Raw genomic sequence first — 21,646 nt, 5'->3', positions numbered from 1 at the left:
TCCTATTTAAAAGAATTACTAACCACGATCACATGGTGGTACTACCATTATTGATAAATCACTAAACTCATTACTTAAGTTTATGATGCTTGAGGCCTTTGTCCTCATAATTCTTTGGTCGTTATACGTGGCTCTTTCAATTATTATGACCTCAGGGTCACAACCCAAATCCAAAAGCGACTTAGCGATCAGCCGTGGCCCATGCGGGTATGGAGGTGGTAGTACAACGATGTACCTCCTCAGCACCTTTAATATTGTTTTAAGCTCCTCCAGCCTATCGTCTAAAGACCCCCTCACATGCAGGGATATAAATACGGAGGAGTCCAAGTCAATACCCAGTAACCCCCCCAATACCGCATTTACTGAGGAGACGCCTGGTATGACCTCGTAATTAACCCCGTACTCCCTGCATAGCTGCGTTATCTTGGACATTAATTGCGATTCCGATACCGAGGGATCCCCATGTATTAACAGTGCCGCATCACCATTGATCGCGCTGGTCATCAGTTCCTTAAGGCCCTCCGCCTCATTCCTATAACTAAGCCTAATGATCCTCTTAGCAACGAGGTATTCACTGAATCTATCAAGCACACTGCCCCAACCGGCCACCACATTGACTGAGCGTAGTACGTTAAGACCCTTAACGGTTATTAGCCCTGGGTCGCCAGGTCCAGTGCCGATTATGTATAGCATTTAAGGCGTGACTTAATGTCCAGCTTATAAGCGTTAGACCCTCGCCACGGCCACCGTGACCCTCCCAACAACGATCTTCCTAAGTAACAGCGAGGTTCCTCCCGCGGCTAACGCCACAAGCTCAGCAACACCCCTAATGCCTAGCCTTCTTAACTCATCACTTGGCGGTGTGGCGCATCCGTAATCGATTCTCCGCAATTCATCAACACCTACTAACCTAAAGGGTAAGCCCAATGCCTTGGCTGCTTCGCCGACCCTTGGCTTTATTGAGGCCACGGTTAAGACCCTATCGGCTTCAATGCCGAGCCTGTCCAACGCAGCTCTTATGGCCTTAATTACCTCATCAACACCGGCCTCATTCATAAGCCCAACCCCAATGATCACCTTATACGGCATGCACCGCAACGCCTTGATGCCCCCTAATGATTGTTGAGGATCACCCACTACCACGGCGTGTTCACACTCCGTATTAAGCCCAACCATGTAGTTACCCTTGACCCTACTTGGTAATTTATCTATGCCGACGATACATACTGGTTTACCACCGAGGAGCGCTGAGTAAAAACTTGGTAATTCCTCAGTATTGATAATGTCACAATGAAGAAGCCTGGCTAGTTCCTCAATGCCCGTAATGCCCATGTACTCGGCCGCCGTGGTTATCACGGCCTCGGCCCCCATTAACTCAGCGATTGCTTTAGCGATCTCGTTGGCACCCCCCCAATGGCGCCCAATATAGGTATTACGTACCTACCCCCCCCATCATCAATGGCAACTACGGCTGGATCCACAACCTTAGACTTAGCGTATTTACAAACTAGCCTGACGGCACCGCTCAACGCCATCACGAGGACTATGGCGTCAAAACAGCCCCCCCAGTACCTGCCTAAATCACCGTCATACTTAATCACCACCGTCGGTACACCAACACCCCCCCTCAACAACTTAAATAGCCTATTGGCGGTATTAGTACCGGCATTGCTAGCATAAACAATAAGCACACCTCTCCATAACCTCTCCAGAGCCGACACGATGTAGGATAACAATCCTATTTATAAGCACTACAAATACACGCCCAAAATTAATAAACAATACCTTACTCACCATCATAATGCCTAAAGAACACGTAGTAGAGTATTGGGTCGAGCAACGCTATGGCGCCTCCCAGCACCATTGATAGCGAGAATTCTGCATAATCCATGAGCAACCCAGCTATAGTGCTGCCCAGGCCATACGGGACCCTACGTGCGAGTCCGGTTATTGATAATCCCCCCCGTGCTCTCTCGCTCTCATCGATTAATTCCATCGATAGTGATTGGCGTAGGGGGGGTATAGTTATCATGTAAAGGGCGACCCTAATTACGTAGAGTGCGGCGTCAATAATGAGTATCGGTATGAATGCCATTACTATGAATAGGGATACCGAGAGGGACCTGAGCAGTGATATGGCCCTTACACGGCCCATTAGGCCCTCGACCCTCCTAGCCAACAACGTGAGGACTATCGACACTACGTAAGACGCCGTATATACCTCGTTAATCTCAATCTCACTTGCATGAAGAAATAGCCTGAACCATAATGGCAGTAGTGGGGTCACCATGCCAAGACCAAGACTCCCCCCCAGCGATCCTGCAATGGCGATCCTCGTTATTGGCCTTGAGGACCTCCTGGGTAGGACCTCATTGATACCTAAGTACTTAATTCGAGGCTTATCCCTCCTGACTAGGGCGAGTAATGCCGTTGACATAACGCTCAATGCGAGGGATAATCTAAAGAGGGTTAAGTCGCCAAGGCCCATACTCAGTATTGTGTAGGATATTAGGGAGCCCATTAACGATGAGAATAGCGCTATTGACGTGGTAAGGCTAAAGACCCTGGTCCTCTCCATGGGCTCCGTATTGTCCGCAAGCAATGATGTCTGCAATGGAGCCACAGGTCCACCGCCGGCGCCCCCCTCCGCCGGCACTTCCTGTGGTTGTACCGAGTACTGACGTTATGAAAAGTAGGGCCTTATTATTCGTCGCACTGAAGATTGCCATGGAAATCATGAATAAGCTCGACATTATGATGAGGGCATCCCTCCTACCTATTAAGTCACCGAGAAACCCAGAAATAAGCACTAGGGTTGCTGAGGATATTGATGCAACGAGGAAGTAGAGGCCAATGAGTGTTGCCGAGAATCCAATGGACTTCAGATATAGTGGTATTATAAATGTTAAGTAACCAAAGGCCAGGCTCCTAATGGCCCTAGACGTAATTAGCAATGCGATATCCCTACGCATTCATCATCACCTTACAGGATCACTTATTAAAGGAGTGCTTAGTCACATGCCGTGCACTCACCACCATCGATTACGATCGTATGTCCAGTTATGAATGATGAGTCATCACTAAGTAGAAAGACTACGGCCTTAGCCACCTCCTCGGGCTTGCCAAGTCTGCCCATGGGTATGTAACTAATCAATTTCCTAACCTCATCACCACTTAACCAGTTAACCCAACCGGTCTCGATGCTACCGAGTACTACGGCATTCACCCTAATTCTAGGTGCCAGTGAGAGGGCCATGGACTTGGTGAGGGCTATTATACCAGACTTAGCAATTAGGTAGGGTATTCCCGTGGTATCGCCGGTCCTCGCGGTTATTGAGGCCACATTGACTATGGAACCGCCATCCCCCCCATCAACTCAACGCCAAATTTACTGCATAGGAATGTGCCCTTCAAATCAACATTAATTATCTCCTCAAAATCGTTCCAGGTTAATTCATGGAATCCCCTATTCCAGATGGTTGCGGAGCCATGGCCTGCATTGTTGACTATTCCATGTAGTACTCCGTAATCCCTCCTAATTAATTCAAACATCGACTTGACCTCATCCTCCTGGATACATCAGCCCTAACTATGGCTGCGTCAAGGCCGTTCTTTCTTAATTTGAGCATTAATTCCTCGGCCTCTCTGGCTGAGGACCTATAGTTTATTATTACCCTGGCCCCCCCCTCCTCAGCGACTGCCCTGCTATGGCCCTACCAATGCCCCCCCTGGAAGCCCCCCCCGTAACCAGTATTACCCTATCCCTGAGCTTACCCATTAATGACTCAGTGACGGCCAGTGGTAAAAGGCATTCCTCCTCTTCTCACTTTTCCTGATACCTTCTGAATCTCTCCTCTATTGTTCTCCTTATTTCATTCAATTTGTCAAGAACACCCTCACGCCTCGCCCTATCGATTAAGTAATTCCAATCCACACCGCCCCCCCATTGAGTAGCCAGAACCGCCGCAGCCCTCTCGCAGTCAGCGTCTGATGAACAATAAACACAGGCGTTTAGGCTCGTAACCACGTTATCCTCAGGCGACTCAACATAAACATGCCCATCACCCACCCTCAACACCTTAACCCTACCCACGTAGGTCACCCCCCCCAACCACGTCTAGAGCCAAAACCCCCCCGAAGTAATCACTAACCCACACCCTACCCTCCCTCCTTGCGTTTATACGGCCCAACTCCTCATAAAGTATGCCCATGGCTCTCTCCGAATCCCTGGAATCAATAATTACGTCGACATCCCCCCCAGTCCTGTAAATACCGCCACTGTATAATTCGGCAGCAAAGCCACCAACAATAATGACTCTACCCACACCCTCAGACTCAAGCCTATTATTAACCCTGGCCAGGAAGCTCAGCAATGTGTTTCCCTGCCCCTCATCAACCCTGATAGCCATTAATGTACAATCATCATTGACGCAATTAATAAGGTAGCGGGTGAATAATGACCAGTTATTAATGATTAAATGCTCACTGGTAATACACACATCACCCCCCCTCCTCATTATGGCGCGTGATAGGTCTATGATTAATTCAAGCCTATCCTTAGCTCGATCCGGCGGTAACCTACGTATGCCTCTTCTACCGAATATTGACCTAGTGCTACGCATTACAGCGTCATTATAATGGTGGGTGGGTAATAAAGCTGAGTTTTAACTGTTCATGGAATTACTTATTAAGGGATTATTGATTAAGCGCGATGATGGATGCTGTATTATTAAGAAGGAATAAGAGGGATCCCAGGGAGGTTAGGGCTTGGTTTAGGGAGAGGCTGTCAAAGCCTGGCATTGTCATTGCGCCAGGGGGGGCTTTCGATGCCTTTGTTGCCCTAATGATTCAGCAACTGGGCTTTGAGGCTCTCTACGTCTCTGGCGCAGCCTTCAGTAGCTCCCTGGGTTTACCCGACCTCGGCGTATTCACCCTCGATGAGTTGGTCAGGTTTACTAAGTACATTACGGATGCCGTTGACATACCCGTCATTGTCGATACAGACACGGGCTTTGGTGAGACGCTTAACGTCGTTAGGACCGTGAGGGAGTTCGAGTCGATAGGGGCCTCGGCAATTCAAATCGAGGATCAGGAGTTACCCAAGAAGTGTGGTCATCTAAGTGGTAAGCACGTGGTTCCTGCTGATGAGATGGTTAAGAAGATTAGGGCTGCTGTTGAGGCGAGGAGGGATGAGAACTTCTTAATTATTGCTAGGACGGATGCCCGCGGTGTTTACGGCTTGATGAGGCGATTTGGAGGGCTCAGGCATATGTTGAGGCTGGGGCAGACGTAATATTCCCTGAGGCCCTAGAGAGTAAGGAGGAGTTTGCCAGGTTTGCCAGGGAGGTTAAGGTGCCATTGCTCGCCAACATGACTGAGTTTGGGAAGACGCCTTACATAACGGCCAAGGAGTTTGAGGAGATGGGTTATAAGATAGTGATATTCCCCCCGTGACGACATTCAGGGTTGCCATGAAGGCCGTTAGGATGCGCTGATCGAGCTTAAGGAGAAGGGCACCCAGAAGGACCTGCTCAGTAGGATGATAAGTAGGCAGGAACAATATGAGGTAATTCATTACTGGGATTATGAGAATTGGGATAAGGACTTAAACGAGAGGGTAGGTAAGGAATTTGCTAATAAATTGAAACTTAGGGAGAAGTAACCTACGTGGACCATGGTAATGCTAAAATAGTTTTTAATTAAAACCATTGTTAATATGTCAAGTCTTAACATTAAGAGGATCGCAGTTGCAGGAGCAGGTACGATGGGCCACGGCATCGCAGAGGTCTTCGCAATGGCGGGCTTTGAGGTTAACCTCATGGACGTATCAGACGAAATCTTGAGGAACGCCCTTAATAGGATTCGGGATAGTCTCGAGAAACTCAGCAGGAGGGGGGGTGAGTTGAGGGAGGGTACTGATTCAATAATGTCCAGGATACACACAACCACAAAGGTTTCCGAGGCCGTTAAGGACATCGACTTCCTGGTTGAGGCCGTGCCTGAAAACGCCGAATTAAAGAAGAATATATTCAGGGAGCTGATCAATACGCGCCGCCCCATGCAATATTCGCGTCTAATACGAGTACCATACCAATAACCGAGCTTTCCGAGGCCACGTCACGTAGGGAGAGGTTCATCGGCATGCACTTCATGAATCCGCCACCACTCATGAAGCTCGTGGAGATAACCAGGGGTAAGTACACAAGTGATGAGACTGTTAAGATAACGGTTCAGTTAACTAGGATACTCAATAAGGAGCCGGTCGTGGTTAATAAGGACGTACCTGGATTCATAGTTAATAGGGTATTGTTTAGGGTGATGCTTGAGGCATGCCGTGAAGTAACGCAGGAGGGTGTTAAGATAATTGACCTGGACGCCATGGCGAGGAACGTCCTCGGCCTACCAATGGGGCCATTTGAACTACTCGATTACATAGGCCTCGACACAAGCCTCTTCATTGTTAAGGCAATGACTGAAAGAGGGTTCAAGGCCCATCCCTGCCCATTACTCGAGGATTTAGTGAGTAAGGGTAAGCTTGGTGTTAAGTCCGGTGAAGGCTTCTATAAGTACCCGGGGCCTGGGCAGTACGTGAAGCCCAGGATACTGCCCGAGCAGGGGGGGCTTGAGCTTGACCCTGTTAGGTTAATGGTGCCCGCCATTAATGAATTAGCATGGCTTGTTAGGGAGGGCGTGGCTACCGTGGATGATATCGATAAGAGCGTGAAGCTTGGCCTTAATTACCCGTGGGGGGGATTGTCGGAGTTCGCCGATGAGACTGGTATTGACAATATTGTTGACGCCCTAACACAGCTTAGGAACGTCAGTGGTTGGGAGGAGTATGAACCTGACCGTTACTAATTAATTATGTTAGGGAGGGTAGGTTAGGCAGGAAGAGCGGTAAGGGCTTTAGGGAGTACCCCGAGGTTGAGTTTAGGAAGTATGACGAGATAATGCTCAGGATTGACCCGCCGAGTGCTGGATAATCCTGAACAAGCCCGATAAATTAAACGTGCTAACCCCCCCAAGGATGGCTGACGAGATTGTTAATGCGCTGAGGAGCATTGAGGATGACCCAAGGATTAGGGTTGTGGTTATCACGGGCAGTGGTAGGGCGTTCTGCGCAGGTGCGGATATTAATCAATTCCAGAGTGCATCGCCAATGCAGATGTTCAAGGCAATGAGGCATTATCACTCAATGACCCTAGAGATTGAGTACTACACGAAGCCTGTGATTGCCGCGATAAATGGCTATGCCCTTGGTGGCGGTTTGGAGATTGCCATGGCCTGTGACATTAGGGTGGCGAGTGAGGATGCATTGCTTAGTCAGCCTGAGATTAACCTGGGCATAATACCGGGTGCAGGAGGCACGCAGAGACTGACCAGGTTGACTAACCTGGGCATTAGTAAGGAGTTGATACTCACGGGTAAGCAGGTAAGCGCCAAGGCTGCTCTTGAGTACGGCATTGTCAACAGGGTCGTGCCAAAGCATGCCCTTGAGTATGAGGTAATGAGGTGGGTTAAGGAACTGGCCTCAAAGCCGCCATTAACGCTCATGCTAGCCAAATACGCGATTAATTACGGTTATGAAGCTCCAATATGGAGCGCACTAAGCAATGAAGCCTCATTATTCGGCGTGGCGATATCGACTAAGGACGCGCAGGAGGGTGTCAAGGCCTTCCTAGAGAAGAGAAGGCCGAGGTTTACCGGTGAGTAAATTACCAAAGTTTAAACCTGGCAACCCCCCCACCACTTATTAATTCAATCAGTACTATAATTATTATGGAGATTATCAACGATGCGGATGCATAACCAAGAGCTAAGGGTAGGCCGTAAACCTCATATGAATACCAAATCAATATTGGCAGTGGGTATACGTAATTAAACAGTGGTGGGTTAACTATGTAGTAAGCTAGGATGACTATTGAGCCAAACTCACTGATTGACCTACCCCATGCAAGTAGGAATGAGGATATTAACTCCTTACGCGTCATTGGAATAACAACCCTCATAAAGACACCCCACTGACTAAGCCCTAGGGTTAGGCCCACATACTCATAGACTGGGTCGAGATTATCAAACACCTGTCTAAGGGCCCCTATGGTTATTGGCGCCGAAACTATGAAATAGGCGGCGACTAAGCCCCCATATAGTATCCATGAGCGGTAATTTACTTATTATGGGTATTGGCGAGATTGGCGATACAAGTATTAAGAGCGATAAGCCAACTATTGTGTGGGGGGGTATGGTTAATGGGCTCGTTAAAAGACCACCAACAATACTATCGAGGGGGGGTTTAGGTACTAATCCACGGGATATGGCATAAGCCGTTGGCAATCCGAGCACTAACGTCAATGCAGCCGCTATTGAGGCACCAAGTAATGTCACTAGGGCACCATAAATGAATAACGTGCTCGTGAATGCACTTAATAAATTGTTTGAACCCTCGTACAGCAGTACGGCTATTGGTAACAATAGCATTAACGACATGAGTACTATAAACGGTGTGAATGCATGCCTTGAGTTGTCCAACCCCCCCATCACCATTAACCACCGTACTCAAGCAATGAGGAGTTGACAAGTATCCTAATAAGCGGCGGGGCTGCACTTGTATTCCCATAAAATATTGCCGGTGTTAATGGTCTAATTCCAAGGCTCCTCATTAATTCCTGACCGCCTGGTGTCATTAGGTATATTATTAATTCCTCGGCTAATGCCTCATTGGGTGCCTGGTTAGGTATTGTCAGGGCTAACTGAATTGGTGCACCCCTAACCACTAGGCTCTGCCCGTTGACCACTATGGTCACGTAAGCCTCACTATAGTACTTCGAATACGCAGGGTCGCTCAGGTTGACCTGAGGTGGCAATGGGAAGTAGGGTAGCCCAGTGCTTTCGGCTGAGGATTTATAAATCGCAATGTCGAACCAAACCTTACCTGTCTCTAGGGGGGGACCAAACAACTCACTGCCAGCGAGCACCTCATATACGTTGTCCGTGCTATTTGCGTAGTTAAATAGGTCAATGTAGTAATTCCTGCCTAAACCCCAGTAAATACCTGTTAATTGGAGCACCATTAATGCCCTATAGCCCTCAGGGTCTGTGTTTGGATTTGATGTACCTACCGCGTAGGTCCCGTACTCACGGGCTAGGTTAAACGTCTCGTTAGAGAACACAAGGTTAAGGAATTCCCTCGTTATCATCATGGCCTCGGTATAATTACCCTCGCTCAATGCCCTCTTCTCGGTTGCTGTTAAATTGCTTACTATGTCCAATAGGGGCTTGGGCATGTCTGGTGAGTAGGCAATGACCATTTGGTCACTGGCAATGGCTATGTACCAACTCGTTATGTTGCTTGGGTATAGAAGTGACGTTAGTATGTATGGGTCTATACTTGCATAAATCGAGTAACCACTTGGGTTTAGGATAACCTGCCTAGCCGCCTGTACGGAACCCATGCCAGTTACAACGACGTTAATACCCAACTCCTTACCTGCCTCCCTAAATAATTGTGCGTACAGCGAGGCCGTTATGACGCTTAGGGTTTGCGGAGCCGTTGGTTTAGTTACTTGTTGAGCATGTTGAATCGTCGGTATTGAATACCCTATTAGTAATCCTATCATTAGTGATACCATTACCGGAACTAACACGCCGGTCCTCATCACGTTATAACGCCCTAATGCGCCTATTTTAAGATGGGTGAGTCGATTAATCTGATCGTATAAAGTATTTTAAATTAATTAATGATGGAAGTATTGCGCAGGATGACAAGGACAAACTTCGATGCGCGTAAATCGGTGTTCATTAAGAGATTGATTGAGGAGGGGAGTCAGCATAGGGTTGATTTTGACATTTACGACTTCTTACTGGCCTTTAATAAGTCCTTGAATGATTACTACACAACGAGTAGTTGTAGTGGCCGTATTGCCCTGGCTAAGGCCTCACGGCTTAGTTACTCAAAGGGTTCGGGACTCTTTAAATTCATTGCTAAGTGGCATAGGCCTGTCACTTACGGTGAGATTATCGGTGTCATTAATGGAATTAGTGATGGTGACGTGTGGTTACTCGTTAGGGCGCCGATAATGCACTTCGTGGCTAGGGATCTAAATGGTGCATTAAAGATCTTAAGGATTGCGAGGGAGGCTGGTTTTAAGCATAGTGGTATTTACTCGGTGGCTCATGATGGTGTTGTGGTTGAGGTTCAGGGTGAGGACCGTTTTGAGGTTCCCATAGTTATTAATGGCAGGCTAATAGTACCGGTGGAGGACCTAAGGCGTATAATTGATATTGCTAATGAGACTTTGATGTTTGGTAAGTTTAGGTTAGTGCACCTAATACGGTTAATAGAGGTTAAGTTGCTTGGCAGGGCTGAATTGGGTGATATGCCTAGAACTTATTTCAAGGAATCTTATAGAGAGTTTAACATTGAAAATATAAGTATTGAAAATTCTGTATAACTATATATTAAACTATCATTAGGTAGATTTTCACGGAATAAGCTTTTTAAGTGATTTTCTTATCTGCCATCATGGTGGGACAATTGCAACGGTAAAGGAACCGATCCTTGAGGTTATTGATGTTAGCTATAGCTACAGGACTGAGAAGGGGGCCTATACCGGTCCTTAAGGGCATTAACTTTAAGGTTTATTCTCATGAGTTCGTATCCATAGTTGCACCAACGGGTACTGGGAAGACCACATTACTTAGGATAATAGCTGGTTTGAGAAGGCCTGACAGCGGTAAGGTATTGCTTATGGGTGAGGAGGTTAGGGGGGGACCAACGCCTAAGCTTGCCATGATATTTCAGGACTTTGCCCTTTACCCGTGGCTTACGGCTCTCGAAAATGTGGAGTTGGCATTACTTCATAGGAAGGACCTTAGCAAAGAGGTTAAAAAGGAAATCGCCAGGAAATACCTAGAGCTTGTTGGTCTCGGTGGATTTGAGGATTACTACCCAAGGGAGTTGAGTGGTGGTATGAAACAGAGAGTCGCCATTGCAAGGGCATTGGCAGCACAGCCAGTGGTTTTGTTGATGGACGAACCCTTCGCGAATCTCGATGCCATAACAGCCGAGGGTTTGAGGGCTGAGATTTATAACATGGTATTTAATGAGGAGTCCACGGTGAAGGCAATAATTATGGTTAGCCATAACCTTGAGGAAGTCGTGGAGCTGAGTGATAGGGTGATAATACTTGGCGGAAGACCGGCGAGTATCATTGCTGAGGTTGAGGTTAAGTTGCCTAGGCCCAGGAATACAAGGGATATTGAGTTTCAGGACTACCTAGACAGGCTATACTCATTACTTTCAATAAGCCTTAAGGTCTAGGGCGATGGTTATGGACATTTGGTCCATAGCCTTATAGCGTTCTTAGCAACACTCGCCACGTTCGGTAGGGTCGCATTAACGATAGTGTTGGGTATAGTGCTTGGTTGGTTCCTTGGTTATGCCGCGGCCAAGAGTGGACTCTTTGAGAGGATATTCCTATCAATCACCCAAACACTTGAGGCTGTGCCCGTAATTACGTTCTTCCCAATAGTCCTGGTTTTCTTCGTTAAGTCAATAGGTGGTTACATAGGCACTGAGTTAGCCGTGGACTTCCTAGTATTCACAGCCGTTGTCTGGAACATATGGGTCGGTGAGTATGAGGCTATAAAAACCGCGCCCCCCAGTCGCTTGAGGATGCCGCCGAGATGTTTAACCTCAGTTTCTGGGGGGGTAGGTTTAGGTACTTATACATACCGGTCACGATGCCCAGGGTCGCCGGTAATGTCCTTGTCAGTTTTGCCGATGCCCTGTTCTACATAGTGGTTAGTGAGGTGATTACGCTGGGTACAACGCAGTACTCGGTCTTTGGCATAGGGACGTTGGTGGCGTCATGGACAAGTAGGGGGGGTGAGTGGACTGCCGCATTTGTAGGGCTCAGTATATTGGTAATTATGGTGACTGCCGCATTGTTTGGCGTACTTAGGCCATTTGTTAACTGGGCTGTTAAGTATAGTTATGACCCATTCATGGAGGTTACCAGGACTAGAATTAGGAGACCGGTGATAACGAGCCGTGTTAAGTCCTTGGCGGCTAGGAATATGAGGTATCTAAGGAGGGTTGCGGCTGTTGAGGATGCAATAATGCCCATATTCGTTAGGGCCTCAGGCTATGCCGTTAGGCATAGATTACTGGTAAGACCAAGGCCCAGGAATATAATAACGAGAACTGAGAAGTACGTAGGAATAACCACGGCAGCAATAATCATTGGCTTAATGACGTATTCAATTTATGAGACTTGGCAAACGACTTGGGTTCCAATAATGGTTAATTTATATGAATATGGCTTACTTTATCTTTATTATCTTGGGCTTGATTGGTTAAGAATCGCCATGGTAACCGTTGCATCGATAATCACCGCAATACCCATTAACTACTTAATGATTACTCACAGGAAAATTGAGGCGGTGTTGCTGCCGATACTTGAGGACTTGGCATCAATACCAGTGTCAGCCTACTTACCACTAATTGCCATTCCATTTATAACGTACTTAACCATCATCTTAGGGCTTTACGCATCCCTTGAATTATTAGTATTCCTAGTAGCTTACTTAAGCACTGCTTGGTACGTGATCTACAACATGTACGTGGGCATGAAAACCATACCCAGGAGCCTTTGGGATGTGGCCGAGAACCTCAAATTAAGTACCTGGCAGAAACTTAGAAGGTTGGCGATCCCAGGTGCGATGCCGGCAACAATAACGGGTTTAGCAAGTACTGTTGGTTCGACATGGGGGGGAGCCTTGAGGTTGCCGAGTATATTCAGGGACTTAATGGGCAGGTATACATGGTCCATGGATACACTGCCCTAATGGATTACTACACGGCGATAGGTAACATAGTTGGTCTTGAGGCCATGAGCCTAATACTTGCCATAAACGTAATCCTGCTTAGCATATTCCTCTGGAGGAAATTATTCAAGTTGGCCAGGGAGAGGTATAGGCTTGAGGGCGCAATAACGCTTTGAGTTATTTCACGTTAATCATCATTAATTGCGTGCAATAAGGCTTATAAGTATTCTAATGCATACATGTAAATAGAAGTGCTATGGCTAAGGAAAACCAGGAACAAGGTTCCGAGGAGACGTACTCGAGAACCACCATTATGGTGCCAAAAACCATAGCGTCAGAGCTCTCTCGTGTGGCCAAGACGAGGGGGGGAGGACGTTATTCCACGTGGCTGGCGAGGGATTGAAATTAACAACCGAACTCATTAAGGATGGTTTTGAACCGTCAGACCTAATTTACTTCTGGAGATTGTATAAAATCCTTAGTTCAATGGATGTGATACCAATGCCCATGAAGTTAATTGAGGAGGTTTGCACCCACATAATATCTACATTAATTAACCTTTCCAATGATGACAGGGTACCAAGCGAGATAAGGGGAGGTGGGTAAGGCCGTGAACGAGCTATGGAGTATCTATGAGAAATATGGTCACCAAGTTGGTGCATTAGTCAAGATGGAGTTTGAAGATCTTGAGGGACTTCTTGAGGCTATATCAAGGATTAGTCGATTACTGGCCGTTAGGCACGTTGAGATTAAGAAGTTAGGTCCTAATTCCATTGAGTTAATGGCTATAGGGCCTAGCGGCACCACCGACATTGGTAATAAGGCGCTCCTGGCATTTATTAGAGGCTTCGTCACACAGTACGACTATGAAGTTACCTCAGAGGAAGCAAGGGCCAACGTGCTCAGGGTCGTATTACAGAAGAAGGCCTAATGAGTTAAATCAATACTTAAGGTTTTGGTTTAATCTCATATTATTATTGTTGCTAGGTTTGAGATACCGGGCCACCTAAGGGCTGCCTCCATAGCCACTGGACCATGTATCTCACTACCCTTTGGTGCGCCGTTCTCATCAGTAATAACCACGGCATTATCCTCAAAGGCTATCCAGGTACCGTCAGGCCTCCTATACGGCCTTCTCTGCCTAATTACGATGGCCCTAAGTATTTGCTTCCTAACCTCAGGCTTACCCTCAACAACACTCACAACGACCATGTCACCCACGGAGGCTCCAGGTATCTCCCTATGAACGGGCTTGGCAGTATGCCCAACAATGCCTATAACCCTAACAAGCTTGGCGCCACTATTATCCGCAACAGGAACTAGCTATTCATGAATATGCCGGGTGTCTTATGGAATCTCCAGCTAACACCTACCTGACGTGCACCACCCCCCCTCTTCGCCATTGATAATGCAGGCTGAGACTTGGCTTATTAAGCTTATCTATTTATTCCCTGATGATTAATTGAAGACCCATTGACCTAGCAATATCCATTATTGATAGCTTCCTTGAAATGGCATCCGCAATAATCCTAATAGCATCATTTACCTTAACTCTAATCTGCGCCTTCGTATCCCTATCCCTAATCGTTACCGTGCCATCGATCGGCGTCTTATCATCTATCGTTATTGCAAACGGTACACCAACCGAGTCATACTTAGCGTACCTACTACCTATTGCCCCGTCATCATCATAAATAGCCTTAATACCCACTGATGATAACTCCCTAAATATTCTCTTACCAATACTCACGTACTCCTGTTTCCTGATTATGGGTAAAACCACGGCCTTTATAGGCGCAATATCTGGTGGCAACTTAAGCAGTGGTTTTCCATTAACCTCAGTGTAGGCGTGCTCCAGGGTTACGTAAACTATCCTATCAACGCCAAATGACGGCTCGATATCATGCGGGATAAACCTCTCGACATGAACCTTCCTCCTCTCCTCCTTAATGAAAACCATATCGCTCGTTATGGTAAATCCATCAATGATTACCTTACCCCTACTATTGAGTTCATTAATTAGCCATTTAGGATCAGCCTACTAATGGCCTGCATAACCCTGGGCATCTCACTACCGAAGGCCTCCCTAACCCTCTGTGGGTTTGGGTAAACCCTAACCTCAACAACCTCCTTTGGCGTGGTTAACCTTCTTTCGACAGTTAAGTCATAACCACTATACTTAGCGTGCCTACTAAGGTCATAATCCGTCCTATATGCATGGCCGCTAACCTCGACCCAGCCAAACCTCTCACTATAGACCATCTGGTCAAAGCTAGCCGCTGAGTAATGAGCCCTCTCCTCGGGCAATTTAGCAAGGAAGTACTGGTGATCAAGTGGTATGCCGAGTTCATTCATGTAAATCGTGGCCAAGCCCATGAAGAACGCCATCCACTCATTTGGCACAATGCCATTCTCAACAGCCTCCCTAGGCCTGAACTCACGGGGGGGCTCCTTAACGCCAGCCGCAACATCCTTCTCCGGTATTATCCTCAACTTAACATCGAGTTCGTCGAGGTACGGGCACTTGGCATTTTCTGGGTCGAAGAAGAACTCAATCTCCATCTGGGTGAATTCCCTAAGCCTAATCAGACCCTGCCTAGGTGATATCTCGTTCCTACCAACCTTACCAACCTGGGCAATGCCGAGCGGCAACCTCCTACCATTAGGTTGAATACCTTTGGGAATGACACGAACATTCCCTTGGGCAGTCTCAGGCCTTAGGTAACCAATGTTGTCGCTGTAGGGCCCTATTGTGGTTTGGAATAACAAGTTAAAGGCTTAACACTACCTAACTCGCCGCCACAAACCGGACACTTAATGTTGTATTTCCTAATTAATTCGTCAAGCTCCTTAAGACTTAAGCCCTCAGTCTTTACGGAAATACCCCCCCTCTTACCTAGCTCCTCCTCTACTAGGTGATCAGCCCTAAACTTACGACCACACTTGGTGCACTCGACGATTGCATCCGTAAAGTGCTCAAGGTGACCGCTGGCCTCAAAGACTATCTTCGGCATTATTACCGGTGTTTCCACCTCAACTATGAAGTCCTGGTATGGGTAAATGAAGACCCTGCGCCACTTCTCAATAATATTCCTCTTCAACTCGACACCGAGTGGTCCATAATCATAGAAACCACCAACCTCTGCCTTACTCCTATAAATCTCAAAGCTCGGGTAGAAGAATCCGCTCTCACTCATTAACTCCAGGAATTTCTCGAGATCCATTCGTCGCGATAATTACTGGGCATATTTAAATAATTTTCACAGATGGTATCCTCTCATCTTTTAGGGTGGGTAATTGAATTGTTGACCAGCGCGGTAGTATTTTATTTCTACTTTTCCTTATGACCCTAAACCAAGCGTTCCGCTAAATCTACACCTTGTTATATAGGTAGTATTCCTTTGCCAATATTGGCAACTGGAATGACCAAGCTGGAAACTGAAAAAATAATCATAATAATGCACGAAGTGCACCTCTACCTGGAAGGCCGGGCCTTAAGTATGTATGTAATTAAGCACATCAAGAATCAACTTAATAATTGTAGGTAACGACATTAATCCTGGATCATTGGGTGGTGAATACTCAACAATATCCACAGCCTTAACCCTGGAACCACCGTAGTCGAGGATTGCCTTAACGATTCTCAAGAGCTCGCCATAACTGAGTCCGAAACCTTCAGGATTACCAACACCTGGCATTATTGATGGATCTAGAACATCAACATCGATGCTAAGGTGGATTGGCCCTGCGTAACTGTCAATAGCACCCCTAATGAGAAGCCTAAGTTCATGGTCGTTCATTAACTTGATATCCCTGGTTGATAGTAATATGGAGTTTTCAAGACCCCTCGCAAAGCTGATCTCCTCCCTATCATACGATCTAAAACCAAGGAAGATAACTAACTGGGGGGGCTTAACATGCCTCACTAGGTGCCTGACAAATGTGGCATGTGATAGGGACTGCCCCCACCGGCCACTCCTCCCTCGAATCCAGGTGCGCATCAACGTGAACGTAAATACCATATGAACCTGGGACTCATTCACCGCCTTAGCAGTGCCAAGACTCATTGTGTGCTCACCACCAATACTAATTATCCTACCCCACTTGTCAATGGTCTCCTTAATAACGGACCTAATTCTATCCACATTTACGTCCACAACACCCTGGAGTAATGTTAAGTCACCTAAGTCGCACGCCTTACTAAGTACATCAATGCCCAAGTCCTCTGTTGGTGTAAACTCGAAGTACTGACTCCAGTAGCGAATGATCCCTGGTGCAAACCGTGTGCCAGGCCTAAAGCTGACAGTGTCCTCAATCGGCACACCAAGTATTGGAATGCCAGAACCGCACTTCGGTACTCCAAATAATGTGTATTGGGAACTAACGTAGAAGTCAATATCACTGCCCATGGGAAAACACCTCCATGATTCTCTCCCTTACTGCCAGAAGGCTCGAATAAATAACCTCACCCAGATTTACGGGTTTAATTACCTTTATGAGATCACTATCGATCCTTTTACCAGCATCAACAACGTAAATCTCAACACCGGCTCTCCTCAGTATTTGATATGATGGATAACATAATGAACCATGCGATGCAATAACAACATTAGCGCCAAGCTCCACACACCTCCTCGCAACAGTCGGCCTCTTACTTATGGAATTCAGGGCAGGATTAGCCTCTCTATGAATGATCTCACCATTCTTAATTAAAACAAGGTACTTAGCCCTAGAGAAAATATTAAGGGATAAATCCTCATCAATCGTAGTACATATTACCGGATTCATGTCGCGACCACGTGTTAAAGGTGCCTTTTTATTAAATTTATAATTAAAACCACATAAAAAGTTCATAAAGTCTAATAATACTCAAGAGCTACTTTACAAAAATCTATTTTAATAAAACAGTTAAAGACAATGATAGAGCCCATACCTGCCTTGCATTCACGCCATTGGGCCACCCAACGACCCGCGAAACCGGGCCGGCTGGGACCCAGTGGTGTGGGTGCATGCAGGGGGGGGCAAATCCTATTTTTTAAGCAATTGTTCTCAATGCCTTATTTATGAGAATATAGAATAAAGGGTTTATAAAGGAGCTCTATAACGGGTCATTGACCAAGAATGAGCAGTTCGATGGTGGAGATCACGTTCTTTGGTAGGGGGGGTGGGCAAGGTGCTGTGACCGCGGCGCAGATTATTGCTCAGGCGGCCATTAGGCGTGGCTTATTTGCTAATTCATTCCCTGAGTACGGCGCTGAGCGTAGGGGGGGTGCACCAGTTAGGGCATATGTTAGGTTGTCCAGGGAATCTGTGCTTGCCAGGGAACCCATTGAGAGGCCAGACATATCTGTGGTCTTTGATACTAGGTTATTAAGTGTCTTTAATATACCGCAGATAACGAAGAATTACATAGTCATTAATGCATTAAGCATTGATGATGTTAGGCAGTCCATAGGTAAGTTCAGCGGTAAGGTTGTTTATGTGAATGCGTATGAAATATCCACGAAATACTTGGGAAAGCCGATAGTGAATACTACAATGCTTGGTGCGTTGCTTAAGGTTCTTGACCTAGTGGATATTGACACTGTCAAGGAGTTAGTACTAGAGACCTTTGGCAAGAGGCTCGGTAAATCAAACGTGGAGGCTCTGGAAGAGGCTTATAAAGTGGCCGAGGTGATCGTGCTATGATGAGGCAATTAACCTGGAAGGATTTACCAATAGGCGGCGCCATTGTTGAGCCAGGTAATGCACGTAGAAACCTAACCGGTTCTTGGAGGACTGAGAGGCCTGTTATTGATCAGGATGCGTGCATTAGGTGTAGGATTTGTTGGATGTATTGTCCAGAGCCGGCAATACTCGAGTTGAAGAAGCCCTACACAACAAAGTCAGGTAGGAAGTACGACTTGACCTACGAGATTGATTATGACCACTGCAAGGGCTGCGGAATATGCGCCCACGAATGCCCAACCAAGGCAATAAAGATGGTACCCGAGGTGACTGGATGATGGCAATTGCTAAAGCCTTAAGTGTTAGGGAGGAGGTCGTTAAGGAGAGACTTGGATTAACATCAAACTATGCAGCAGCTTATGCAGTTAAGTCTGTTGATGTTGACGTTATTGCCGCATATCCAATAACGCCACAGACCACTATTATAGAGAAGTTGGCCGAGTTCGTAGCTAATGGCGAGATAGATGCCGAGTATATACCGGTGGAGTCTGAGCATAGTGCACTCTCGCTGTTGTTGGCGCGGCAGCAACTGGCGCCAGGGTGTTTACTGCGACGTCGGCTCAAGGCCTTGAATTCATGCATGAGGTACTCTACATAGCGTCTGGCTTAAGGCTTCCGATAGTCATGGCCGTCCCTGGTAGGGCGTTATCAGCACCAATAAGTATTCATGGTGATTACCAGGACATAATGAGTGCCAGGGATGCTGGTTGGATAATGCTTATTGCTTCTTCGGCTCAGGAGGTTTATGATTCGATAATCATGGCGTATAGGATCGCGGAAGATAGCAGGGTTCTCCTGCCAGTCATGGTGTCCTACGACGGATTCCTAATGAGCCACACCACAGAACCAGTGGAGATTTACCACGAGGATTACGTCAGGAAATTCACACCAAGGAACCTAAATAGGCATAGGCTTGACCCAAGGAAGCCAATAACCATAGGAGTTATCGCAAGCCCTGATTGGTACTACGAAATCAAGTACCAAGTACTTAACGCGCTTAAGGAATCAAAGAGCATAATCAAGGAGGTCCATAATAATTTCAATAAGACCTTCGGAACAAATTATGATGTCGTAGAGAGGTATATGATTGATGATGCGGACTACGTACTAATAACCTATGGAGGCGCATCAAGTGGTAACGCAAAGGAGGCAGCCATAAGGGCCAGGGAAAAGGGATTAAGGGCTGGTGTTTTAAGGATAAGGTTGTTTAGGCCGTTTCCCACGGATGAGGTAGTCAATGCCATTAAGGACGCCAAGGCGGTAGCTGTTATTGATAGGGCATTATCGCCTGGCAATACATACGAGGGCCCCCCCGTATTCAATGACGTAGTCTCTGCACTATACAGTAGGGGTATTGATAAGCCCGTGGTTTCCGTGGTTCACGGCATATCCCAAAGGACTATGCTTGTTGATGACTTCTATAACCTTTATAAAACGCTTGATGAGTACGCAAGGACTGGTGAATACCCAAGGAAGACAATATTCATGGGACTAAGAGGTGGTGAAGCATGAAGGTGTACTTCAGGACAATAAAGGACTTACCATTAGATGAGTACTACGGTCCTGGACAGTTGACCTGCGCCGGCTGTGGTCCTTCAATAGCCGTTAGATGGCTACTTAAGGCGGCCGGGCCAGACGTGATTGTGGTTAATGCCACAGGCTGCATTGAGGTGACTACGACTTCGTACCCATACACCGCATGGAGCGTGCCTTACCTGCACGTGGCCTTTGAGAACTCGGCCGCGGCGGCATCGGGCGTGGAGTCTGCGTTAAAGGTGCTTAGGAGGAAGGGTATCCTTGATACTAAGGCTAAGGTAATGGTTATTGCTGGTGATGGTGGTACTTATGATATTGGTTTGCAGGCCCTCAGTGGTATGCTTGAGCGTGGTCACGGCGTCCTATACGTACTCTACGACAATGAGGCATACATGAACACAGGAATACAAAGAAGCGGAGGAACGCCGCACTTTGCCTGGACAACGACCTCGCCAGTGGGTAGTAAGTTGAGGGGTAAGGTTCAGAGGAAGAAGGATATAATGAGCATAGTCATTGGGCATCACATACCGTACGCAGCCACAGCAAACATAGCCTACCCAATAGACCTGGCAAACAAGGTGAAGACAGCCCTTGACTACCTCGATGAGGGTCCAGCCTTCATACACGTACTAGCACCATGCCCACCAGGCTGGCGCTACCCGGAGGAGATGACCGTAGAAATAGCCAGGCTAGCCACGGAAACAGGCTACTTCCCACTGTACGAGTGGGACCACGGCAGGATAAGGTTCAACCCACCAAGCAACGCCCACTTCGATAAGTCGAAGAGAAAGCCAATAATTGAGTACCTGAAGAGGCAGGGTAGGTTTGCGCACTTGACGGAGGAGGACATTAAGGAGATTGAGAAGGAGATCGATGAGTACTGGGACTACCTAGCAAGGCTTGCCAAGGCCTTTGGTTAAAACCATGAATTGCTTCCTAATGTCATTAAAACCACAATTTGCAGATGAAATTTTAGTAGGCAGTAAGAAATGCGAGGTCAGGACCTTTAACAGCCCAATAGGTAGGGGCGATACTGTCCTGGTTTATTACTCAAGCCCCCCCGTGAAGGCTGTTAAGGGGTTCTTCATAGCTGGTGACTCAATCGTAGTAAGGCCGAGTGAATTAATGGGCATATTAAACAATAGGTGCAGTGACATGCCCAGGGACAACCTGGAGTACGTAATGACCAGGTACCTAAGGTCGAGGAGGAAAATACTCATACTTGAAGTGTTAAATCCAACAATATTACCAAATGCAGTGACGATGGAAGAATTAAGGAAGCTGAACATAAAACCACCAAGAAGCTACATGAAAATAGATAACAAGGCATGCCAGGAAATAGTAGCAAAAGCTTTAAATCGAAAAACACAGTAAAACAACCGCCGGGGGGGTGGCCGAGCGGCCCAAGGCGCGGGACTCGAGAGCAGGACCAAGGCATCCCGTCCCCGCAAGGGGGGGGCCCGGGTTCAAATCCCGGCCCCGGCACCACCGCATGACCCTTATGACCATTCTGAGTAAAGAAGCATGATAAAGTTTAGAAGGTCCGGTGAATTAA

General features: G+C 47.0%; 24 protein-coding genes and 6 pseudogenes. 15 read left to right on the top strand and 15 right to left on the bottom strand.

Going from position 1 to position 21,646, the window contains the following annotated elements; genetic code table 11:
• Positions 1 to 18: 18 nt before the first annotated feature.
• The 8 genes and pseudogenes from cbiE to JCM11216_RS05345 form a co-directional block, all read right to left on the bottom strand.
• A complete protein-coding gene (cbiE, locus tag JCM11216_RS05370) occupies positions 19 to 693 on the bottom strand; it encodes a precorrin-6y C5,15-methyltransferase (decarboxylating) subunit CbiE (protein WP_054853546.1) in 675 nt (224 codons plus the stop codon).
• A 33-nt stretch (positions 694 to 726) separates the two neighbouring features.
• Positions 727 to 1,371 carry a cobalamin biosynthesis protein gene (locus JCM11216_RS05365; RefSeq protein ID WP_054853545.1) on the bottom strand — a complete coding sequence of 215 codons (645 nt, stop codon included), beginning with the start codon at positions 1,369 to 1,371 and terminating at the stop codon, positions 727 to 729.
• Positions 1,371 to 1,721 carry a hypothetical protein gene (locus tag JCM11216_RS05360; protein ID WP_243675279.1) on the bottom strand — a complete coding sequence of 117 codons (351 nt, stop codon included), beginning with the start codon at positions 1,719 to 1,721 and terminating at the stop codon, positions 1,371 to 1,373. The genes JCM11216_RS05365 and JCM11216_RS05360 overlap by 1 nt, the downstream gene beginning before the upstream one ends.
• A gap of 65 nt (positions 1,722 to 1,786) precedes the next feature.
• The gene (locus JCM11216_RS05355; RefSeq protein ID WP_243675278.1) at positions 1,787 to 2,623 is read right to left on the bottom strand and encodes an MFS transporter; all 837 of its coding nucleotides are present in this window, start codon (positions 2,621 to 2,623) and stop codon (positions 1,787 to 1,789) included.
• A complete protein-coding gene (locus JCM11216_RS16640; RefSeq protein ID WP_243675277.1) occupies positions 2,556 to 2,972 on the bottom strand; it encodes a hypothetical protein in 417 nt (138 codons plus the stop codon). The genes JCM11216_RS05355 and JCM11216_RS16640 overlap by 68 nt, the downstream gene beginning before the upstream one ends.
• A 38-nt stretch (positions 2,973 to 3,010) precedes the next feature.
• A pseudogene (locus JCM11216_RS05350) lies at positions 3,011 to 3,552 on the bottom strand (SDR family oxidoreductase).
• A gap of 271 nt (positions 3,553 to 3,823) precedes the next feature.
• A complete protein-coding gene (locus JCM11216_RS16635) occupies positions 3,824 to 4,093 on the bottom strand; it encodes a hypothetical protein (RefSeq protein WP_243675276.1) in 270 nt (89 codons plus the stop codon).
• Positions 4,086 to 4,622 carry a nucleotidyltransferase family protein gene (locus tag JCM11216_RS05345; RefSeq protein WP_243675275.1) on the bottom strand — a complete coding sequence of 179 codons (537 nt, stop codon included), beginning with the start codon at positions 4,620 to 4,622 and terminating at the stop codon, positions 4,086 to 4,088. The genes JCM11216_RS16635 and JCM11216_RS05345 overlap by 8 nt, the downstream gene beginning before the upstream one ends.
• Positions 4,623 to 4,714: 92 nt before the next feature.
• Between JCM11216_RS05345 and prpB the strand changes: the two are divergent.
• Together prpB and JCM11216_RS05335 are read left to right on the top strand one after the other, a co-directional pair.
• A pseudogene (gene prpB / locus JCM11216_RS05340) lies at positions 4,715 to 5,662 on the top strand (methylisocitrate lyase).
• 54 nt (positions 5,663 to 5,716) lie between these two features.
• Positions 5,717 to 7,714 (top strand): annotated as a pseudogene (locus JCM11216_RS05335) (3-hydroxyacyl-CoA dehydrogenase/enoyl-CoA hydratase family protein).
• Position 7,715: 1 nt separating this feature from the next.
• Here JCM11216_RS05335 and JCM11216_RS16630 read toward each other — a convergent pair.
• Genes JCM11216_RS16630 through JCM11216_RS05325 form a run of 3 tightly spaced genes read right to left on the bottom strand, consistent with a single transcriptional unit; the run spans position 7,716 to position 9,656 of the window.
• Positions 7,716 to 8,081, bottom strand: a complete 366-nt coding sequence (locus JCM11216_RS16630; RefSeq protein ID WP_243675274.1) for an ABC transporter permease subunit — start codon at positions 8,079 to 8,081, stop codon at positions 7,716 to 7,718.
• 4 nt (positions 8,082 to 8,085) lie between these two features.
• A complete protein-coding gene (locus tag JCM11216_RS16625) occupies positions 8,086 to 8,538 on the bottom strand; it encodes a hypothetical protein (RefSeq protein ID WP_243675273.1) in 453 nt (150 codons plus the stop codon).
• Between the two features lie 5 nt (positions 8,539 to 8,543).
• Positions 8,544 to 9,656, bottom strand: a complete 1,113-nt coding sequence (locus JCM11216_RS05325) for a substrate-binding domain-containing protein (protein WP_054853628.1) — start codon at positions 9,654 to 9,656, stop codon at positions 8,544 to 8,546.
• A gap of 102 nt (positions 9,657 to 9,758) precedes the next feature.
• On the opposite strand from JCM11216_RS05325, the gene JCM11216_RS05320 reads away from it, so the two are divergent.
• From JCM11216_RS05320 to JCM11216_RS05300, 8 genes are all read left to right on the top strand, one after another.
• Positions 9,759 to 10,451, top strand: a complete 693-nt coding sequence (locus JCM11216_RS05320) for a hypothetical protein (RefSeq protein ID WP_054853543.1) — start codon at positions 9,759 to 9,761, stop codon at positions 10,449 to 10,451.
• Between the two features lie 119 nt (positions 10,452 to 10,570).
• Complete coding sequence (locus tag JCM11216_RS05315; RefSeq protein ID WP_243675272.1) at positions 10,571 to 11,320, top strand: ABC transporter ATP-binding protein; 750 nt, start codon at positions 10,571 to 10,573, stop codon at positions 11,318 to 11,320.
• A gap of 18 nt (positions 11,321 to 11,338) precedes the next feature.
• Positions 11,339 to 11,800 carry a hypothetical protein gene (locus tag JCM11216_RS16620; RefSeq protein WP_243675271.1) on the top strand — a complete coding sequence of 154 codons (462 nt, stop codon included), beginning with the start codon at positions 11,339 to 11,341 and terminating at the stop codon, positions 11,798 to 11,800.
• Complete coding sequence (locus tag JCM11216_RS05310) at positions 11,686 to 12,849, top strand: ABC transporter permease subunit (protein ID WP_243675270.1); 1,164 nt, start codon at positions 11,686 to 11,688, stop codon at positions 12,847 to 12,849. Before JCM11216_RS16620 ends, JCM11216_RS05310 begins: the two co-directional genes overlap by 115 nt.
• A complete protein-coding gene (locus JCM11216_RS16615; protein WP_243675269.1) occupies positions 12,825 to 13,004 on the top strand; it encodes a hypothetical protein in 180 nt (59 codons plus the stop codon). Before JCM11216_RS05310 ends, JCM11216_RS16615 begins: the two co-directional genes overlap by 25 nt.
• Before the next feature lie 80 nt (positions 13,005 to 13,084).
• Positions 13,085 to 13,231, top strand: coding sequence for a hypothetical protein (locus JCM11216_RS16610; RefSeq protein ID WP_243675268.1), 147 nt, complete (start codon positions 13,085 to 13,087; stop codon positions 13,229 to 13,231).
• The gene (locus JCM11216_RS05305) at positions 13,213 to 13,434 is read left to right on the top strand and encodes a hypothetical protein (RefSeq protein WP_054853542.1); all 222 of its coding nucleotides are present in this window, start codon (positions 13,213 to 13,215) and stop codon (positions 13,432 to 13,434) included. Before JCM11216_RS16610 ends, JCM11216_RS05305 begins: the two co-directional genes overlap by 19 nt.
• Positions 13,427 to 13,759 carry a hypothetical protein gene (locus JCM11216_RS05300; protein WP_054853541.1) on the top strand — a complete coding sequence of 111 codons (333 nt, stop codon included), beginning with the start codon at positions 13,427 to 13,429 and terminating at the stop codon, positions 13,757 to 13,759. Before JCM11216_RS05305 ends, JCM11216_RS05300 begins: the two co-directional genes overlap by 8 nt.
• A 35-nt stretch (positions 13,760 to 13,794) precedes the next feature.
• Here JCM11216_RS05300 and JCM11216_RS05295 read toward each other — a convergent pair.
• The 4 genes and pseudogenes from JCM11216_RS05295 to JCM11216_RS05280 form a co-directional block, all read right to left on the bottom strand.
• Positions 13,795 to 14,231, bottom strand: a pseudogene (locus tag JCM11216_RS05295) (50S ribosomal protein L14).
• 41 nt (positions 14,232 to 14,272) lie between these two features.
• Positions 14,273 to 16,052: pseudogene (gene glyS / locus JCM11216_RS05290) on the bottom strand (glycine--tRNA ligase).
• A gap of 270 nt (positions 16,053 to 16,322) precedes the next feature.
• On the bottom strand, positions 16,323 to 17,237 hold the full coding sequence (locus JCM11216_RS05285) for an arginase family protein (RefSeq protein WP_243675267.1): 915 nt from the start codon (positions 17,235 to 17,237) through the stop codon (positions 16,323 to 16,325).
• A complete protein-coding gene (locus tag JCM11216_RS05280) occupies positions 17,227 to 17,616 on the bottom strand; it encodes a hypothetical protein (RefSeq protein WP_054853539.1) in 390 nt (129 codons plus the stop codon). The genes JCM11216_RS05285 and JCM11216_RS05280 overlap by 11 nt, the downstream gene beginning before the upstream one ends.
• Before the next feature lie 333 nt (positions 17,617 to 17,949).
• Between JCM11216_RS05280 and JCM11216_RS05275 the strand changes: the two genes are divergently transcribed.
• The 5 genes and pseudogenes from JCM11216_RS05275 (at position 17,950) to JCM11216_RS05255 (ending at position 21,465) form a co-directional block, all read left to right on the top strand.
• The gene (locus JCM11216_RS05275; protein WP_054853538.1) at positions 17,950 to 18,516 is read left to right on the top strand and encodes a 2-oxoacid:acceptor oxidoreductase family protein; all 567 of its coding nucleotides are present in this window, start codon (positions 17,950 to 17,952) and stop codon (positions 18,514 to 18,516) included.
• Complete coding sequence (locus tag JCM11216_RS05270; RefSeq protein ID WP_054853537.1) at positions 18,513 to 18,833, top strand: 4Fe-4S binding protein; 321 nt, start codon at positions 18,513 to 18,515, stop codon at positions 18,831 to 18,833. The genes JCM11216_RS05275 and JCM11216_RS05270 overlap by 4 nt, the downstream gene beginning before the upstream one ends.
• Positions 18,833 to 20,067: pseudogene (locus tag JCM11216_RS05265) on the top strand (ferredoxin oxidoreductase). Before JCM11216_RS05270 ends, JCM11216_RS05265 begins: the two are co-directional and overlap by 1 nt.
• Positions 20,064 to 21,011, top strand: coding sequence for a pyruvate synthase subunit PorB (gene porB, locus JCM11216_RS05260; protein WP_054853536.1), 948 nt, complete (start codon positions 20,064 to 20,066; stop codon positions 21,009 to 21,011). Before JCM11216_RS05265 ends, porB begins: the two are co-directional and overlap by 4 nt.
• Positions 20,992 to 21,465, top strand: a complete 474-nt coding sequence (locus JCM11216_RS05255) for a hypothetical protein (protein WP_243675266.1) — start codon at positions 20,992 to 20,994, stop codon at positions 21,463 to 21,465. Before porB ends, JCM11216_RS05255 begins: the two co-directional genes overlap by 20 nt.
• The last annotated feature ends 181 nt before the right edge of the window (positions 21,466 to 21,646 follow it).

This window comes from Vulcanisaeta distributa JCM 11216, assembly GCF_001315985.1.
Classification (GTDB): domain Archaea; phylum Thermoproteota; class Thermoprotei; order Thermoproteales; family Thermocladiaceae; genus Vulcanisaeta; species Vulcanisaeta distributa_E.
Note: the sequence above shows the minus strand (reverse complement) of the source record. Positions and strands in the feature narration are given on the sequence as shown.

Bases quoted from the DNA above. Each gene is read 5' to 3' on its own strand.
- cbiE (WP_054853546.1), bottom strand. From the start codon at position 693: ATGCTATACATAATCGGCACTGGACCTGGCGACCCAGGGCTAATAACC.
- JCM11216_RS05365 (WP_054853545.1), bottom strand. From the start codon at position 1,371: ATGGGGGCCGAGGCCGTGATAACCACGGCGGCCGAGTACATGGGCATT.
- JCM11216_RS16640 (WP_243675277.1), bottom strand. From the start codon at position 2,972: ATGCGTAGGGATATCGCATTGCTAATTACGTCTAGGGCCATTAGGAGC.
- JCM11216_RS05345 (WP_243675275.1), bottom strand. From the start codon at position 4,622: ATGCGTAGCACTAGGTCAATATTCGGTAGAAGAGGCATACGTAGGTTA.
- JCM11216_RS16625 (WP_243675273.1), bottom strand. From the start codon at position 8,538: ATGGGGGGGTTGGACAACTCAAGGCATGCATTCACACCGTTTATAGTA.
- JCM11216_RS05325 (WP_054853628.1), bottom strand. From the start codon at position 9,656: ATGAGGACCGGCGTGTTAGTTCCGGTAATGGTATCACTAATGATAGGA.
- JCM11216_RS05320 (WP_054853543.1), top strand. From the start codon at position 9,759: ATGACAAGGACAAACTTCGATGCGCGTAAATCGGTGTTCATTAAGAGA.
- JCM11216_RS05315 (WP_243675272.1), top strand. From the start codon at position 10,571: ATGTTAGCTATAGCTACAGGACTGAGAAGGGGGCCTATACCGGTCCTT.
- JCM11216_RS05310 (WP_243675270.1), top strand. From the start codon at position 11,686: ATGTTTAACCTCAGTTTCTGGGGGGGTAGGTTTAGGTACTTATACATA.
- JCM11216_RS16615 (WP_243675269.1), top strand. From the start codon at position 12,825: ATGGTCCATGGATACACTGCCCTAATGGATTACTACACGGCGATAGGT.
- JCM11216_RS16610 (WP_243675268.1), top strand. From the start codon at position 13,085: ATGGCTAAGGAAAACCAGGAACAAGGTTCCGAGGAGACGTACTCGAGA.
- JCM11216_RS05285 (WP_243675267.1), bottom strand. From the start codon at position 17,237: ATGGGCAGTGATATTGACTTCTACGTTAGTTCCCAATACACATTATTT.
- JCM11216_RS05280 (WP_054853539.1), bottom strand. From the start codon at position 17,616: ATGAATCCGGTAATATGTACTACGATTGATGAGGATTTATCCCTTAAT.
- JCM11216_RS05275 (WP_054853538.1), top strand. From the start codon at position 17,950: ATGAGCAGTTCGATGGTGGAGATCACGTTCTTTGGTAGGGGGGGTGGG.
- JCM11216_RS05270 (WP_054853537.1), top strand. From the start codon at position 18,513: ATGATGAGGCAATTAACCTGGAAGGATTTACCAATAGGCGGCGCCATT.
- porB (WP_054853536.1), top strand. From the start codon at position 20,064: ATGAAGGTGTACTTCAGGACAATAAAGGACTTACCATTAGATGAGTAC.